Annotated in this window: 12 protein-coding genes and 2 pseudogenes; 4 read left to right on the top strand and 10 right to left on the bottom strand. The window is 71.0% G+C overall.

Going from position 1 to position 16,007, the window contains the following annotated elements:
• Nucleotides 1-7: 7 nt before the first annotated feature.
• A pseudogene (locus tag ACZ4Z5_RS09265) lies at nt 8-133 on the bottom strand (citrate synthase/methylcitrate synthase); the annotation flags it as partial.
• A gap of 244 nt (nt 134-377) precedes the next feature.
• Between ACZ4Z5_RS09265 and ACZ4Z5_RS09260 the strand changes: the two are divergent.
• Nucleotides 378-2,000 carry a sensor histidine kinase gene (locus tag ACZ4Z5_RS09260; protein WP_468258956.1) on the top strand — a complete coding sequence of 541 codons (1,623 nt, stop codon included), beginning with the start codon at nt 378-380 and terminating at the stop codon, nt 1,998-2,000.
• Between the two features lie 41 nt (nt 2,001-2,041).
• Complete coding sequence (locus ACZ4Z5_RS09255; protein ID WP_468259593.1) at nt 2,042-2,770, top strand: DUF7342 family protein; 729 nt, start codon at nt 2,042-2,044, stop codon at nt 2,768-2,770.
• Between the two features lie 518 nt (nt 2,771-3,288).
• Here the strand turns inward: ACZ4Z5_RS09255 and ACZ4Z5_RS09250 are convergent.
• From ACZ4Z5_RS09250 to ACZ4Z5_RS09240, 3 genes are all read right to left on the bottom strand, one after another.
• Nucleotides 3,289-4,884: a solute symporter family protein gene (locus tag ACZ4Z5_RS09250; RefSeq protein ID WP_468258953.1), complete on the bottom strand. Its 1,596-nt coding sequence runs from the start codon at nt 4,882-4,884 to the stop codon at nt 3,289-3,291.
• A complete protein-coding gene (locus ACZ4Z5_RS09245; protein WP_468259590.1) occupies nt 4,881-5,345 on the bottom strand; it encodes a DUF485 domain-containing protein in 465 nt (154 codons plus the stop codon). Before ACZ4Z5_RS09245 ends, ACZ4Z5_RS09250 begins: the two co-directional genes overlap by 4 nt.
• A 294-nt stretch (nt 5,346-5,639) precedes the next feature.
• Nucleotides 5,640-7,757, bottom strand: coding sequence for a DNA gyrase/topoisomerase IV subunit B (locus ACZ4Z5_RS09240; protein WP_468258950.1), 2,118 nt, complete (start codon nt 7,755-7,757; stop codon nt 5,640-5,642).
• Between the two features lie 432 nt (nt 7,758-8,189).
• On the opposite strand from ACZ4Z5_RS09240, the gene ACZ4Z5_RS09235 reads away from it, so the two are divergent.
• Complete coding sequence (locus ACZ4Z5_RS09235) at nt 8,190-8,420, top strand: DUF7455 domain-containing protein (RefSeq protein ID WP_468258948.1); 231 nt, start codon at nt 8,190-8,192, stop codon at nt 8,418-8,420.
• Nucleotides 8,421-8,541: 121 nt separating this feature from the next.
• On the opposite strand, the gene ACZ4Z5_RS09230 is transcribed toward ACZ4Z5_RS09235, so the two are convergent.
• The 4 genes from ACZ4Z5_RS09230 to ACZ4Z5_RS09215 all read right to left on the bottom strand — a co-directional run bounded on the left by ACZ4Z5_RS09230 (nt 8,542) and on the right by ACZ4Z5_RS09215 (nt 13,461).
• Entirely contained in the window at nt 8,542-9,369 is an 828-nt protein-coding gene (locus tag ACZ4Z5_RS09230) for a serine protease (RefSeq protein WP_468258945.1), read from the bottom strand.
• A 194-nt stretch (nt 9,370-9,563) separates the two neighbouring features.
• Nucleotides 9,564-11,114, bottom strand: coding sequence for an RNA polymerase sigma factor (locus ACZ4Z5_RS09225; RefSeq protein WP_468258942.1), 1,551 nt, complete (start codon nt 11,112-11,114; stop codon nt 9,564-9,566).
• A 368-nt stretch (nt 11,115-11,482) separates the two neighbouring features.
• Nucleotides 11,483-12,370, bottom strand: a complete 888-nt coding sequence (locus tag ACZ4Z5_RS09220) for a FadR/GntR family transcriptional regulator (protein ID WP_468258940.1) — start codon at nt 12,368-12,370, stop codon at nt 11,483-11,485.
• Nucleotides 12,371-12,531: 161 nt separating this feature from the next.
• Nucleotides 12,532-13,461 carry a hypothetical protein gene (locus ACZ4Z5_RS09215; protein ID WP_468259643.1) on the bottom strand — a complete coding sequence of 310 codons (930 nt, stop codon included), beginning with the start codon at nt 13,459-13,461 and terminating at the stop codon, nt 12,532-12,534.
• A 660-nt stretch (nt 13,462-14,121) separates the two neighbouring features.
• On the opposite strand from ACZ4Z5_RS09215, the gene ACZ4Z5_RS09210 reads away from it, so the two are divergent.
• On the top strand, nt 14,122-14,607 hold the full coding sequence (locus ACZ4Z5_RS09210; protein WP_468259640.1) for a hypothetical protein: 486 nt from the start codon (nt 14,122-14,124) through the stop codon (nt 14,605-14,607).
• Between the two features lie 69 nt (nt 14,608-14,676).
• Here the strand turns inward: ACZ4Z5_RS09210 and ACZ4Z5_RS09205 are convergent.
• Together ACZ4Z5_RS09205 and ACZ4Z5_RS09200 are read right to left on the bottom strand one after the other, a co-directional pair.
• Nucleotides 14,677-15,084 (bottom strand): annotated as a pseudogene (locus ACZ4Z5_RS09205) (ATP-binding cassette domain-containing protein); the annotation flags it as partial.
• A gap of 103 nt (nt 15,085-15,187) precedes the next feature.
• The gene (locus ACZ4Z5_RS09200) at nt 15,188-15,952 is read right to left on the bottom strand and encodes an NUDIX hydrolase (RefSeq protein ID WP_468258937.1); all 765 of its coding nucleotides are present in this window, start codon (nt 15,950-15,952) and stop codon (nt 15,188-15,190) included.
• Nucleotides 15,953-16,007: the final 55 nt, after the last annotated feature.

Here is a 16,007-nt window from a genome sequence, read left to right as displayed (position 1 = left end):
GCGGTGGTCACGGGGCGGGCACGGGCTGCGGCGGGGGCGGGCCCGCATGGCGGGCAGCCGACCGGATGATCTTCGAGTCCGCGGCCTGTTCCAGGGTATGCGCGCTCCAGCCGGCCACCCGCGCCGCGGCGTAGGCCGGCCATACGGATCGCCGCATCCGCCCGCGCCCATCCGTACGCCGTGGTGTCCGTCGGCCCCGGCGTACTGGAAGGCCACCTGCACGGTACGGCGAGCGGACTCGCCCACCGCGGGACGCGCCACCGACGCCCGCCGGAGGCCCGGCCGTGGACCGTGCGCCGTCCGGCGGGCGTCTGCGGCGTCCGGGGTGTGGCCGGGGCTTGACCTCGGAGACCCAGCTGCGCTTACCGTTCCCCGTCATGAGGACCGCATCGCCCGCACCCGTGAGACGGCGCCGGCTCGGCTGGCCACAGCGTGTGTTCTCGCAGGTGCTGCTGATGCAGGTGGCGATCGCCGCGGGAGTCGCCGTACTGGCCACCGGGCTGTTCCTGGCCCCGCTCAGTGCCCAGCTCGACGACCAGGCCATGCGCAGGGCCCTGGCGATCGCCCAGACGACCGCGTCCAGGCCCCCGCTCGTGGAGGCGCTGCTCACCACTCCCCCGAAGGCCGACGGCCCCGTCCAGGCGGAGGCCGAGCGGATCCGTGAGGCCACCGGCGCCGAGTACGTCGTGGTCATGGACACCCGTGGCGTGCGCTGGTCGCACACCGACAGCCGGCGGATCGGACGGACCGTCTCCACCGATCCCAGCCAGGCTCTGGCGGGCCACGAGGTCATGGAGATCGACAGCGGCACGCTCGGGCGGTCCGCGCGGGGCAAGGTGCCGTTGCGCGACCACGGCACGATCGTCGGAGCGGTCTCGGTCGGCATCGAGTACGACAGCGTCCGGGACCGTCTGCTCGCCGCGATACCCGGTCTGTTCGCCTATGCGGGAGGAGCCCTGGCGGCCGGCGCCCTCGCCGCCTGGCTGATCGCCCGCCGCATCCAGCGTCAGACGCGCGACCTGGCCTTCTCGGACATCTCCGCCCTGCTCGCCGAGCGTGAGGCGATGCTCCACGGCATCCGCGAGGGCGTCGTGGCGCTGGACGCGGAGGGCAGGATCCGGCTGATCAACGACGAGGCGCAGCGGCTGCTGGGGCTGGGGCCCGATGCTGCGGGGCAGCCCCTCGACACGGCTCTGGGCGGGGGGCGCACCACGGACGTACTGGCCGGCCGGGTCACCGGCACCGACCTGCTGACCGTACGCGGACAGCGGGTACTGGTGGCCAACCGGATGCCGACCGACGACGGCGGTGCCGTCGCGACCCTCCGCGACCGTACCGAACTGGAACGCCTGGGACGCGAACTGGACTCCACGCGCGGTCTGATCGACGCACTCCGGGCCCAGGACCACGAGCACGCCAACAGGCTGCACACCGTGCTGGGACTGCTGGAACTGGAGCTGCACGACGAGGCCGTGGAGTACGTGACCGAGGTCGTGGGCGTCCACCGGGCGACCGCCGAGCAGGTCGCGGAAAGGATCCACGACGCCCTGCTGGCCGCGCTGCTCGTCGGCAAGACGACCGTGGCGGCCGAGCGGGGCGTGTCGCTCCGCATCGCCCACGGCACCCTGCTGCCCGACCGGCTGGTCGACCCGCGCGGGCTGGTCACGATCGTCGGGAACCTGGTGGACAACGCCCTGGACGCGGCGGCGGGCACCGACGAAGCCCGTGTCGAGGTGGAAGTGAGCGGCTCCGGGCGTACGGTCCTGCTGCGCGTCCGCGACAGCGGGCCGGGGGTCCCGGCCGGCCGGCGTGACATGGTCTTCGGCGAGGGGTGGTCCACGAAGGAGCCTCCTGCCCACGGCCGGCGCGGACTCGGCCTGGCCATGGTGCGCAGGCTCGCCGAGCGGCACGGTGGCAGCGCGACGGTGGGCGACGGCCCGCTCGGCGGAGCGGAGTTCACCGTGGTGCTTCCCGAGGCGCTCACCGAGGAGGCACGATGAACCGCATTGTGGGCGACACGTCGGGCAGGGGCACAGCGGACATGGACGCGCGGGGCGGCGACGCGCCGGTCAGGGAAGCACGGGACGACGGCGCCATCGACGTCCTGGTGGTGGACGACGACCCCGGGGTCGCCCGGATCAACGCCGCGTACGTCGGGAAAATACCCGGCTTCCGCGTCGTCGCGACCGCCCATTCGGCAGCCGAAGCCCTGGCCCTGCTGTCCGGACGGCACGTCGATCTCATCCTCCTCGACCACTACATGCCCGACGACAACGGTCTCTCAGTGGTCCGCGAGCTGCGCAGGCTCGGCCACCACACCGATGTGATCATGGTGACCGCCGCCCGGGACGTGGCGACCGTGCAGGCCGCCATGCGGCACGGGGCGCTCCAGTACCTGGTGAAACCGTTCACGTTCGCCGGGCTGCGCAACAGACTGGAGGCCTACGCCGGCCTGCGCCGCAAACTGGCCTACGGCGGAGAGGCCGAGCAGGCCGACGTGGACCGCATCTTCGGCGCTCTCTCCGTGTCCGACGGCACCACCGATCTGCCCAAGGGGCACTCCCCGACGACCGCCGAACTCGTCCGCCAGGTGCTGCTGGCCGCCCACGAACCGCTCTCCGCCCAGGAGGTCGCCGACCGGGCGGGCGTGAGCCGCCAGACCGCGCAGCGCTACCTCAAACTGCTGGAACGCACGGCCCGCGTACGGCTCAGCCTCAAGTACGGGGAGACGGGCCGCCCGGAGCACCGGTACGCATGGGCGGCCCGATAGCGGCCGCAGCGGCGGCCCCCGCATCGACGGGGTGCGGCGGCAGCCTCCGCACGGCGGGGGTGCGACGGAGCGGCGCCCCCCGCACGACAGGGGTTGGGGCGGCCGTCTCCGGGCGGGCGGGACACTGCGGCAGTTCCCCGGTGGACGGGACGCTGCAGCAGTCCCCGGCGGTGCGGGAACTTCGGCCGTCCCCGGCCGGGTGGCACACTGCGGCAGTCCCCGGCCGACCGCTCCTGGTGCGAGGGAACGGGTGTGGGGCCCGGTCTCCCCGGCCCTCCCGCCGGCCCGGGGCGGAGAGCGATGACACCGCGCTCCCGGACACCCGGCTCGACGCGTTCGTGACGGAGATCCGACCACCCGCCGCTCTCCTGCCGGGACATGGCCAAGGCGTTCCGGAACGCTGGGCACTCGGCCTCGGAGGTCCGCCTCCGCGCCGCCTGGCGCCGCGTGACGCCCCGGACCACCACCGGCTGACGACACGCGAACGCTCCGCCGGGCACGATCGCACCGCTCCCCCGTCAGGCCGCTCCCGCTCCGGTCAGGGAACGCACCTCGGTCTCCGCGTGCTTGGCCGCGTCGGGTTCCTCCGCCGAGAGCACCGTCCCGAGCCAGCCCGCGAGGAAGCCCAGTGGGATCGAGACGAGGCCGGGATTCTGCAGCGGGAAGAGGTGGAAGTCCACGTCGGGGAAGAGGGATTCGGGGCTGCCCGAGACAACCGGTGACAGCACCACCAGCACCAGGGCCGGCACGAGCCCGCCGTAGACCGACCAGACCGCTCCCCGGGTGGTGAAGTTGCGCCAGAACAGAGAGTAGAGCAGTACGGGGAGGTTGGCCGACGCGGCGACGGCGAAGGCCAGCCCCACGAGGAACGCGACGTTCAGATCGCGCGCCAGCAGACCGAGGGAGATCGCGGCGGCCCCGATACCGACCGCGGCGATCCGCGCCACCGTCACCTCGCTGTACTGCCTGCGGCCGGGACGGCGCCGCATCGAGGCGTACAGATCGTGGGCGACTGACGCAGAGGAGGCCAGGGTGATTCCGGCGACGACGGCGAGGATCGTGGCGAAGGCGACCGCGGCCACCACCGCGAAGAGGACCGCTCCCCCGGTCGACTCGGCCCCACCGCCGAGGTCGAGGGCGAGCAGCGGGATCGCGGTGTTCCCGGCAGCGCTGGAGGCCTTCACCTCGGCGGAACCGACCAGTGCGGCGGCTCCGAAGCCGAGCACGATCGTCATCAGGTAGAAACCGCCGATGAGCCCGATGGACCAGATGACCGAGCGGCGGGCCGCCCGTGCGGTGGGCACGGTGTAGAAGCGCGAGAGGATGTGCGGCAGTCCGGCCGTGCCGAGCACCAGGGCGAGTCCGAGACTGACGAAGTCCAGCCGCGCGGTCCAGTCCCCGCCGTACTTCAGTCCGGGCGACAGGAAGTCGCTGCCGTGGCCGCTGCGTTCGGCCGCACTGAGCAGCAGCTGGTTGAAGTCGCCGTGGAACCGCAGCAGGACCAGGACGGTGAGCGTGACCGTTCCCGCCATCAGCAGCACAGCCTTGACGATCTGGATCCAGGTGGTGGCCCGCATCCCGCCCAGGGACACGTAGATCACCATCAGGGCGCCCACGCCGATGACGGTCCAGGAACGCGCCGCGCCCGTCGTACCGCCCAGCAGCAGCGCCACCAGACTGCCCGCGCCCACCATCTGCGCGACGAGGTAGAGCACCGAGACCGTGACCGAGGAGGTTCCCGCGGCGATCCGCACGGGGCGCTCGCGCATCCGTGCGGCGACGACGTCCGCGAGGGTGAACCGGCCGCAGTTCCTCACCAGTTCCGCGATGAGCAGCAGCACGACCAGCCAGGCGACGAGGAAGCCGACGGAGTAGAGCATGCCGTCGTAGCCGTAGAGCGCGATGAGTCCGGAGATGCCCAGGAAGGACGCCGCGGACATGTAGTCGCCCGCGATGGCGAAGCCGTTCTCCAGCGGGGAGAAGAGCCGCCCCCCGGCGTAGAACTCCTCGGCCGATCCACGCCGTTCCCGGCCCGCCCAGGTGGTGATGGCGAGGGTGCCCGCGATGAAGGAACTGAACAGCAGGAGGGCCAGGGTCTGGTGGTTGCCGCTCAACGGACCGCTCCTCGCGCCGATTCCCGGCCCCGGTTCTGTTCGAAGACCTCCCAGCGCAGGTCGAGTGCGGCCCTGTCCCGGCGCAGCCGGGCATGGCGGGCGTACGCCCACGTCAGCAGGAAGGTGGTGAGGAACTGTCCGAGACCGGCCACCATGGCGACGTTCACCGCTCCGGCCACCGGGCGGGCCATCAGGTCCGGCATGGTGGTGGCCGCGACGACATAGGCCACGTACCAGACGAGGAAGGCCAGGACCGCCGGGACCACGAACCGCCGGTAGCGGCTGCGCACCTCCTGGAAGGCGGGGCTGTGCTGGACCTCGAGATAGATGTCGGCCGTGCTGCGCCCGCCCGTGCGGGCCGCCGGAAGACCGTGCGGGCCGGAGGGATCGCCTGCACCCGGGGGGTCGACGGCGCCGGGAACGCACACCGGCACGCTCGTCGTGACGTCCGCGGTGGGCATCTCGCCCCAGCCGGCGGCCGGGGCGTCGTACCACGGGTCGGCGAGCCGGACCGCTCCTGCGGTGCACTCGTCGTCCGGGGTGTCTGCGGGCGTCTGCGCCCGCTGTGTGAGCGGATCCACCACACCTCTCTCCTTCTCGGCGAACCGTTTCGGCCGCGAGCCAAGAATGAGCGGAGCAGTGCACCCGCGATGCACCAATGCGTCCATATTCACCACATCAGGTGATGGACGTCTTGGATGCCCGTACTGGGGTCGTGGGCGAAGCAGCGACTCCGTCCACGACCCCGGGAGGTGTCAGGCGTCGATGCGGGACCGGTCGAGCGTCGCCGCGGAGCTGGTGATGAAGTCCTTGCGCGGAGCGACCTCATTGCCCATGAGCAGGTCGAAGGCCTGCTCGGCCGCTTCCAGATCACCGATGTTGATCCGGCGCAGGGTGCGGTGCCGGGGGTCCATCGTGGTCTCCGCCAGCTGGTCCGCGTCCATCTCACCGAGACCCTTGTAGCGCTGGATGGAGTCCTTGAAGCGCACGCCCTTGCGCTGGAACTCCAGCAGCGTCTGCCGCAGTTCGCTGTCGGAGTAGGTGTAGACGTACTTGTCCTGGCCCCGCTTGGGCTGGACCAGTTCGATGCGGTGCAGGGGCGGCACCGCGGCGAAGACCCGTCCCGCCTCCACCATGGGGCGCATGTAGCGCTGGAAGAGCGTGAGCAGCAGGCAGCGGATGTGGGAGCCGTCGACGTCGGCGTCGGTCATCATGATGACCTTGCCGTACCGCGCCTGGTCGATGTCGAAGGTCCTGCCGGAGCCGGCCCCTATGACCTGGATGATCGCCCCGCACTCGGCGTTCTTCAGCATGTCCGACACGGACGACTTCTGGACGTTGAGGATCTTTCCGCGGATCGGCAGCAGCGCCTGGAACTCGGAGTTCCGGGCCAGCTTGGCGGTGCCCAGCGCGGAGTCTCCCTCGACGATGAACAGCTCGCTGCGGTCGACGTCGTCGCTGCGGCAGTCGGCGAGCTTCGCAGGCAGGGACGAGGACTCCAGCGCGGTCTTCCGGCGCTGGGCCTCCTTGTGCTGGCGGGCCGCGATGCGCGTCCGGGCGGCGGCGACCGCCTTCTCCAGGACCGCCCTGGCCTGGGCCTTGGCGTCCCGCTTGGTGGAGGTCAGGAAGGCCTTCAGTTCCTTGGCGACCACATTGGCGACGATGCGGCTGGCCGCCGAGGTGCCTAGGACCTCCTTGGTCTGCCCCTCGAACTGGGGCTCGGCGAGCCGGACGGTCACGACCGCCGTGAGGCCCTCCAGGGCGTCGTCCTTGACGATGTCGTCCTCGGCGACGCGCAGCAGTTTGCTGCTGCGCAGCACCTCGTTGACCGTCTTGGTGACGGCACGTTCGAAGCCGGTGACATGGGTGCCGCCCTTGGGCGTGGCGATGATGTTCACGAAGGACTTCAGCGTCGTGTCGTACCCCGTGCCCCAGCGCAGGGCGACGTCGACGCCCAGTTCACGGACGACCTCGGTGGGGGTCATGTGGCCGCGCTCGTCGAGGACCGGGACGGTCTCCTTGAAGGTGCCGTGACCGGTCAGCCGTAGTGTGTCGCACACGGCCTTGTCCTGGGCGAGGTACTCGCAGAACTCGCTGATCCCTCCGTCGAAGCGGAAGATCTCCTCGGACTTGCCCTGGCCCTCCAGGTCCCGCTCGTCGCGCACGACGATGGTGAGGCCGGGGACCAGGAAGGCGGTCTGCCGGGCCCGCTGGTGGAGCGTCTCCAGGGAGAGCCTGGCCTCCTTGAGGAAGATCTGGCGGTCGGCCCAGTAGCGCACCCGGGTGCCGGTGCGGCCCCGCGGGGCCCTCTTGGTCTTCCGCAGACCGTTCGCCGGATCGAAGGGGGAGTCGGGCCCCGACTCCGTGAAGATGCCGGGGACGCCCCGCCGGAAGCTGATCGCGTGGGTGTGCCCGCTGCGGTCCACCTCGACGTCGAGCCGGGCGGAGAGCGCGTTGACCACGGAGGCACCCACTCCGTGCAGACCGCCGGAGGCGGCGTACGAGCCGCCGCCGAACTTTCCGCCCGCGTGCAGCTTGGTCATCACGACCTCGACGCCGGACAGACCCGTCTTGGGCTCCACGTCGACCGGGATGCCGCGGCCGTTGTCACGGACCTCGACCGAGCCGTCGTCGTGGAGGAGGACTTCGATGTGGTCGCAGTAGCCGCCGAGGGCCTCGTCGACGGAGTTGTCGATGATCTCCCAGAGGCAGTGCATCAGGCCACGGCTGTCCGTGGATCCGATGTACATGCCGGGGCGCTTGCGGACCGCCTCGAGACCTTCGAGTACCAACAGGTGCCGAGCGGTGTAGTTGGAACCGTCACGGTCTGCGGTCAGCAGCGCACTGGACGGCACGGACGTCTCGGCGGTCACGCGGTTCGCTCCTCGCTGAATTTCGGGGTCGTTCCAAGGGTGGCAGGGCCGGCTACGGCCGCCGGTCAGAGGGTACCGAGGCCTGGTAGAGCGGTTGTCACGCCACCCTCGTGATTCTTCATGCTAGTCGAGCCTCGCATGCATGTTCGATCCCTCGTTCGAGTGAAGCACACATCACGTTCCCTTCGAGGCATGAACCATTTAGGCTCCGGGCACGTCCTCATGAACAACCGGCAACCCCGCCGGGAGGGCTAAACGAGACAAGCAACGCGAAACCCGTAGAGCACAGCAATACGGCTCATTCGCCGCCAACCGGCAGCAGACAGCCACCTTGACAAGAAATTTCGAGGAAAAGGCACGAGCGGGAACGTTTTCGGCCTGGTTGGATGTTGACCCTGGTACGACAGCTCGTCGAGCTAGAGAAGAGGCGACGTGACTACTGTTCTGACCCCCGCGAGCCCCCTGACGGCCGCTGACCGCTGCGACCGTTGTGGCGCCCAGGCATACCTGCGTGTCGTCCTGACCAGCGGCGGTGAACTGCTCTTTTGTGCCCACCACGGACGCAAGTTCGAGCCGGAACTGAAGAAGATCGCCGCCGAGATACACGACGAGACGGAGCGGCTGACCGCCGTTCCTGCATCGGCGGACGACGAAGAACGCTGACACATCGCGTCGCGCGACGAGCCATCGCCGGTCCAGGACCGGCCGACGGGCGGCCCGCCCCCGCACGGGGCAGGCCGCCCGTTTTCATCTCCCGCCGGCCGAGGTGCCTGCGCACCGACGGTCAGCCGGCCGGGATCATTCCCACGAAGGGCGCCAGCCGGGTGTAGACACCGGGGAACTGCGCCTTGCCGCAGCCGTTCCCCCAGGACACGAGACCGATGAGCCGGCCTCCCGCCACGATGGGCCCTCCGCTGTCCCCCTGGCAGGCATCCCGCCCACCCGCCGGGTTGCCCGCGCACAGCATGTTCGCCGGCTGGTACGAGCCGGCGAACCCGCCCGGATAGGCCTGCCGGCAGGTCTCGTCGGAGAGCACCTGCACCTGTGCCGCCCGCAGTGACGTCGCATAGGTGCCGAGACCCGTGGTGTCCCCCCAGCCGTATACCCGCGCCTGCGCCCCGGCCGCGTACGCGGGATCCCCGGCACCCGCCGCCTTGATCACGTTCGCCGCGGGCAGCGGTTCCGACAGGGTGAGCACGGCGACGTCGCCCTCGTTGGTGGCCGGGTTGTAGGTGGGATTCACCTGGACCCTGCTGACCGCGATCTCCTCCCCGCCCGAGCCCGTCAGCTCCGAACGTCCGGAGATGATTTTCAGGTCCGGGACGTCGGCGGGCGTCGACCCGAGCGCCTCCGTACTCATGCAGTGTGCGGCGGTCACCACCGTGGACGGGCCCACCAGCGCTCCGCCGCAGAACTGACCCGCCCTCGTTGCGCCGAACCGGTCACGGCTGGACACGGCGACCACCCATGGGCTGTCCTCGATGAGCACCGGCGTACCACCGATGATCACGCTGTCAGCAGCGGCCGGACCAGGCGGGACCGCAGGGGCGAGGGCGGCCGTGGCCACCAGGGGAAGGGCCCTGGCCAGACTTCGGACAGAGATGCGGCGCATGGGGCCTCCTGACTCTGTGGTGATAGCGGCACACCCAGGGTCAACCGATCGCGCGCCGTCCGCACCCGGACACGGTCCGGGCACGGCGCGTCCCGCCGCGGGGGCTCCCGACGCGCGACCGCGAGGGGAAACGCCGTGGGCCCGGCCCCCACGAGGGGGAGCCGGGCCCACGGTTCGTCCTGCCGGGCGGCGTATCAGTCGAGGTAGTCCCGGAGCACCTGGGACCGCGACGGGTGACGCAGCTTCGACATCGTCTTGGACTCGATCTGGCGGATCCGCTCACGCGTGACGCCGTAGACCTTGCCGATCTCGTCGAGGGTCTTCGGCTGGCCGTCGGTGAGACCGAAGCGCATGGAGACCACGCCGGCCTCACGCTCGGACAGCGTGTCCAGGACGGAGTGCAGCTGCTCCTGGAGCAGGGTGAAGCTCACCGCGTCGGCCGGGACGACCGCCTCGGAGTCCTCGATCAGGTCGCCGAACTCGCTGTCGCCGTCCTCGCCGAGCGGGGTGTGCAGCGAGATCGGCTCACGACCGTACTTCTGGACCTCGATGACCTTCTCGGGGGTCATGTCGAGCTCCTTGGCCAGCTCCTCCGGGGTGGGCTCACGGCCCAGGTCCTGGAGCATCTGGCGCTGGACGCGGGCCAGCTTGTTGATGACCTCGACCATGTGCACCGGAATACGGATGGTGCGGGCCTGGTCGGCCATGGCGCGGGTGATCGCCTGACGGATCCACCAGGTGGCGTACGTGGAGAACTTGTAGCCCTTGGTGTAGTCGAACTTCTCGACCGCGCGGATCAGACCGAGGTTGCCCTCCTGGATCAGGTCCAGGAAGAGCATGCCGCGGCCCGTGTAGCGCTTGGCGAGCGAGACCACGAGGCGGAGGTTGGCCTCCAGCAGGTGGTTCTTGGCGCGGCGGCCGTCCTCGGCGATGATCTCCAGTTCACGCTTGAGCTTCGGCGCGAGCTTGTCGGAGTTGGACAGCTTGTCCTCGGCGAACAGACCGGCCTCGATGCGCTTGGCCAGCTCGACCTCCTGCTCGGCGTTGAGCAGGGGGACCTTGCCGATCTGCTTGAGGTAGTCCTTGACCGGGTCCGCGGTAGCGCCGGCAGCGGCGACCTGCTGGGCCGGCGCGTCGTCCTCGTCCTCGTCGGAGAGGACGAAGCCCTGCGCCTCGCCGTCCGTGCCTTCCTCGCCCTTGCCGGGCGCTGCCTCTTCGAGCAGCTCATCGGCGTCGACGAGCTCTTCGTCGTCCTTCTTGCCGACGGTCTTCTTCGCCGTCGTCTTCTTCGCCGTGGTCTTCTTGACCGCGGCCTTCTTCACGGCCGTCTTCTTGGCGGCGGCCTTCTTGGCGGACGCGGCCGTGGGCTCCTCGGCCGCCGCTGCGTCAGCGGTCTCGGCGGACGGGGCAGCGGGGGCCGCGACGCTCTTGGTCACGGTGGTCTTCGCCGCGACGGTCTTGGTGGCGGTGCGCTTGGCCGGGCTCTTCGCTGCGACGCTCTTGCGGGTGCGCTTGGGGGATTCCGCGGCACTGACCATCAGCGTCACACCCTCTTCCTCGAGGATCTGGTTGAGGCTGCGCAGAACATTCTTCCACTGGGTTGGCGGAATCTGGTCAGCCTCGAAGGCCCGACGCACGTCATCGCCGGCGATCTGCCCATCTGCCTTCCCCCGCTCGATGAGCGCCATCACAGACTCGGACTCGGCGATCTCCGGCGGGAGCGTACGGGATGTGCTGGCCGACACGAACAACCTCTCGGAACGATGGGAACGGCTTCCGGCCCCGCCCTCTGTACGGGCAGGAGCCGACGACCACCGGTCTGCGGATGTACCGGCGGCGCGGGCTGAACCTTGGAGCTGATACAGCGCCTCTGTCGGCGTCCGTATTCCCTCCTCGGCTGTCACCTCTTAGGTCATCGCGCTGTTTCGAGGAGTGTTACGCCCAATCTGCGTGGCCCGAGTCACACCTCATTCGCGACATACTTCTCAAAGGTGAGGAACTACCCACAATCGTGGGTGATGAACTACCCACAATCGTGCCGCCGGACCCTTTCAGGTCCGGCGACACGGGCCGGGGCGCCCGGGTCCGGGGTCGCGGTCGTGTCTCGGGACGGTCAGTGTTCGCGAGGCGCCGGAACGACGCGTTCCACCTCGGGGTGGACGGTGAGCAGTTGGCGCATGGCCGTTTCGGCGGCGGAGGCGTCACCCGAGGCCAGGGCGTCGACGATCCGGGAGTGATGGGCGAGCGACGCCTCGGAGGGGCGTTCGCAGCCGGTGGCGGGCCCGCCGGAGACCTGGAGCGCGGCGGACACGATGCCCGAGAGGTGCTCGAGCATGCGGTTCCCGGACACCTGGATCAGCAGCGCGTGGAACTCGGAATCGGCCCGGGCGAAGGTGAGCGCGTCGCCCTGGCCGAGCGCATGGCCCATGATCCCGATCATGTCGGAGAGCCGCTGCTGCACGTCGTCCCGTCCGTGACCGGCGGCCAGCCGGGCGGCGAGCGGTTCGATGGTCCAGCGCAGCTCGGTGAGCTCCCGGCGCTGGTCGTCGCGCTGGGGGCCGAAGGCCCGCCACTCGATGATGTCGGGGTCCAGCAGGTTCCAGTCGCTGACCGGCCGCACCCTGGTGCCGACGTTGGGCCGGGCGCTGACGAGCCCCTTGGCCTCCAGCACGCGGAGCGACTCGCGCACGACGGTGCGGGAGACCTCGAAGCGCTGGCCGATCTCCTCGGGGACGAGCGGGCGGTCGGCGCCCAGATCGCCGGAAACGATCATCTGGCCGAGCTGCTGAACGAGTTGGCCGTGGAGGCCGCGGCCGCGGCTGCCGGTGGCCCGGCGCCCGACCCGGCCCAGCTCCGTGTCCGCGCTCTCCCAGGACGGGGCGCCGACGCGTTCGGCGCCGGGGGCCTCCGCGTAGGAGTAGCGGTCGAGTTCGCCCGGGCCGGCGAGGCCGGTGTCGGTGGGCCGGGCGGCGGTCATCATGGTGTGCGCAAGGGTACTCACGCATCCTTATGTCGGCGTGGCTCCGGCGCCCCTTGAGGTCTTTGGTGAAAAGCACACGAAAGGGTGATCGGCGCCCGGCCCTCAATTGACGCTTTATCGGAAAGAAGCGGGCAATCTCCGGGGAGTTGCGCACAGTACGGCACACCTGCGCCACCAGCCGGTCACCAACGGGCCCTGGCGCGAAGGCCGGTGAGCAGAAAGGCGCAGAGCAGGGCCGGGAGCGACAGCGCCAGCGCAGCAGCGACCGGCTGGGTCAGCAACCGCAGCGCGGCCTCCAGCCACGGGTCCGCTTCCCGCGGCCACTGCACCCGGGAGAGCTCCCGCAGTCTGGCGGGCAGACCCACGACCGAGGGTGCGAGGGGCGCCTCGAGTGCCGTGCGGACGAGCGGGGCCACGACCACCGGCACGAAGAGGACGACGGCCACTCCGGCGGTGGTCGCCCTGAAGATCCCTGCACCCAGCAGCCCCGCCCAGGCGCAGCCCACGACCAGGCCTGCCCAACTGGCCAGCAAGGCCACCCAGTCCGACGGCAGCCGCACCAATTCGTTCCCGTACAGGAGGCGGAGGATCTGGGCGTCTGCCGCCACGGTCAGCGCGGCGATCACCAGCGCGACCACGGCAGCCACCATCAGTTTGGCCATCAGCAGGCCGAGACGCCTCGGCACCGTGCCCCGGGCAGCCGCCAGGGACGGATAGCGGAACTCCTCGCCGAATGCCAGGGCCCCGAGGAGGCCGGCACCGAGAGCGGCAGGGGGTAGTGGCAGAACCGGCGGCCAGGCGACGAGCAGCGCGGGCAGCTGGGTACGGCCGTCGCGGGCGAGGAACACGGCCACCAGGGCGGAGCCGACGATCACGGAGGCGACGATCACGGCCGTGGACGGCACACCCAGGAGGCGGCGGATCTCGTAGCGGACCGGGCGCTGGGGGCCGCGGGCGGCCCGGGGGCGCGTCGCGACACGCCCGGGGCCGACGCGCCCGCCGGGGGCGGTGGGGACGGTGGACGCGGCGGGAACGGCCGGGGTTCCCGGAGCGTCCGTTGCCGTGCGGTGCGTACGGTGCGTGCGCGGCCGTCCGGCATGCGCGGACCCCACGCCCCACGAAGGACCTGCCGGCGCGTCTCGGGACGGCAACGGTTCGTACGGCGAGGAACCGGTGCGCGGAGGTACGGGCTGCGTCGCTTCCGTCGCCGGAGGTTCGGGCCGGTGCGGTTCCGTCCGCGGAGGCTCAGGCCACGCCGATTCGTTCGACCGAGACTCGGACCCCGCCGCCTGCACCCGCAGAGGTTCAGACCGGGTCGCCTCCACCCACGGAGACCCAGGCCACGCCGGATCCACCGACCGAGACTCGGACCCCGACACTTCCATCCGCAGAGGTTCAGACCCGGTCGCCTCCACCCACGGAGACCCAGGCCACGCCGGATCCACCGACCGAGACTCGGACCCCGACACTTCCATCCGCAGAGGTTCAGACCCGGTCGCCTCCACCCACGGGCGTCCGGACCGCGTCGAGTCCGGCCGCCGGGATTCGGTCCGCAGCGGTTGCCGGGATGGTTCAGTCTGCGGAGGTGCGGCTCGTGAGGGTCGGGGACCCACTTGCTCGGTCCATCCCCTCGGCGTGGGCGCACCCCGGGCGCCGATGCCCGAGGCCCGAGCGGCATCGGTGCCGGGGACTCCGGAACCGGATGCCGCCTGTCGGGCCGCCGCCCGCCGGGGCGCGTCGGAGGCCGGAGGCAGCGAGGTCTCGCCGGGCGCGTGCGGGGCAGGGTCTGCCGCGGACGGCGCGCGGGCGACGCCCGATGCGGACGGGCCGACGACGCCGAGGCGGGAACGGAGACCGACGCCACCGGTGTCACCGATCTCGTCGGCGAGTTGGTGCAGGAGGATTCCCGCGCGGTACGCGGTCTCGCCGACTTCGGCGCAGCTGCTGCCGTAGACGCTCAGCCCGCCCCCCTCCTCGGCTACCACTTCCACGGAACGCCTGGCGGCACGGGCCTCCCTGCCGAGGAGGGTGGCCAGCCGTGCGGCGTGCGGGGTCCGGACGGCGACACGGGGACGCAGCCGCGTGCGTGCGAAGTCAGCCGCTTCCTGGTCCGCGACGAGACGACCCGCGTCGATGGTGACTACGCGGTCGGCGGCCCGGGCGGCCTCCTTGGGGTCGTTGAGGGTGCACAGCACGGTGCCGCCGTGAGCGGCATGGCCGCGCATCAGGCCGTACAGCCAGCGGGTCTCGCGGGGTGACAGGTCCCGTGCGGGTTCGTCGAGCACCAGGGTGTGGGGGTCGCCCAACAGTGCGCAGGCGAGACCCAGTCTGCGGTCCATGCCCCGGGAGAGCGTGCCGAGACGCATGTCGCGGAGGCCGGAGAGACCCACCAGGTCGAGCATGTCGTCGGCGCGGGAGGGCGGGACGCCCACGGCGGCGCAGAGCATGCGGAGCTGCCCCCGGACGGAGCGGGCGGGGTGGCCGGGCACATCTCCGAGCAGCACCCCGACCTCATGGGTCGGCCGGGTCACCCGGTGCAGCGGCCTGCCCCGGAAGTAGGTGATGCCGCGGCCCGGTTCGAGTTCCAGCATCAGCCGCAGCGCCGTGGTCTTCCCGGCCCCAGGCCCGCCGAGGAGGGCTGTGATCCGCCCGGGCCGGGCTTCGAAGGTCAGATCGTCCACCGCGGGTGGCCGACTTCGACGGGGGGCGCTGGTCAGTCCGATGGCCTGGATCATCGCTTCTCCCGCAAGAGATCAGTCCGCTGGGCGGCACGGCGGGTACCGCAGCAAGATAACGCGATGTTTCGGACTTTTTGCGCAGATCTGCCGTTTGCGGGTGTCAGACCTCCGGGCGCAGCATCGGTGGATTGAGCAGCGTGGCGCCACCCGCCCGGAACAGCTGCGCGGGTCTTCCGCCCTGGCGGGTGGTGGTGCCACCGGCCGGAACGAGGAAGCCGGGGGTGCCGGTCACCTTGCGATGGAAGTTCCGTGGGTCGAGGGCCACTCCCCACACCGCCTCGTACACCCTGCGCAGCTCGCCGACGGTGAACTCGGGCGGGCAGAACGCCGTCGCCAGGGACGAGTACTCGATCTTGGAGCGGGCGCGCTCGACCCCGTCGGCGAGGATCCGCGCGTGGTCGAAGGCGAGCGGCACCGACTGTTCGCCCTCATCGGCGGACGCGCCCTCCTGGTCCAGCAGTTCCTCCACGGGTGCCCAGCGCGCGCTGTGGGCGTCCCCGCCGGCGCGCGGTGCGGGCAAATCGGGGGCGAGGACGAGGTGCGCGACGCTCACCACCCGCATCCGGGGGTCCCGATGGGGGTCGCCGTATGTGGCGAGCTGTTCCAGATGGGCGCCGTTCCCGGCCGCCGGAGTGACGGGGTCCGCGGCGCAGAGTCCCGTCTCCTCGACCAGCTCGCGTGCGGCGGCGGCCGCCAGGTCCTCGTCGGGGCGGACGAATCCGCCGGGCAGTGCCCACCGTCCCTGGAACGGCGGCTCGCCGCGGCGGACGACCAGAGCGCAGAGCGCATGGCCGCGCACGGTGAGCACGACCAGGTCGACGGTGACAGCGAAGGGCGGGAAGGCCGACGGGTCGTAGGGCGACATGCCGTGATCATAGTCGTCTTCCTGACGATAAACACGTCCCCTTCGCCACCTGGCC

The organism is Streptomyces sp. NPDC030222, from assembly GCF_055573115.1.
The sequence above is the reverse complement of the archived record's forward strand: the minus strand, read 5'-3'. Positions and strand labels throughout refer to the sequence as shown.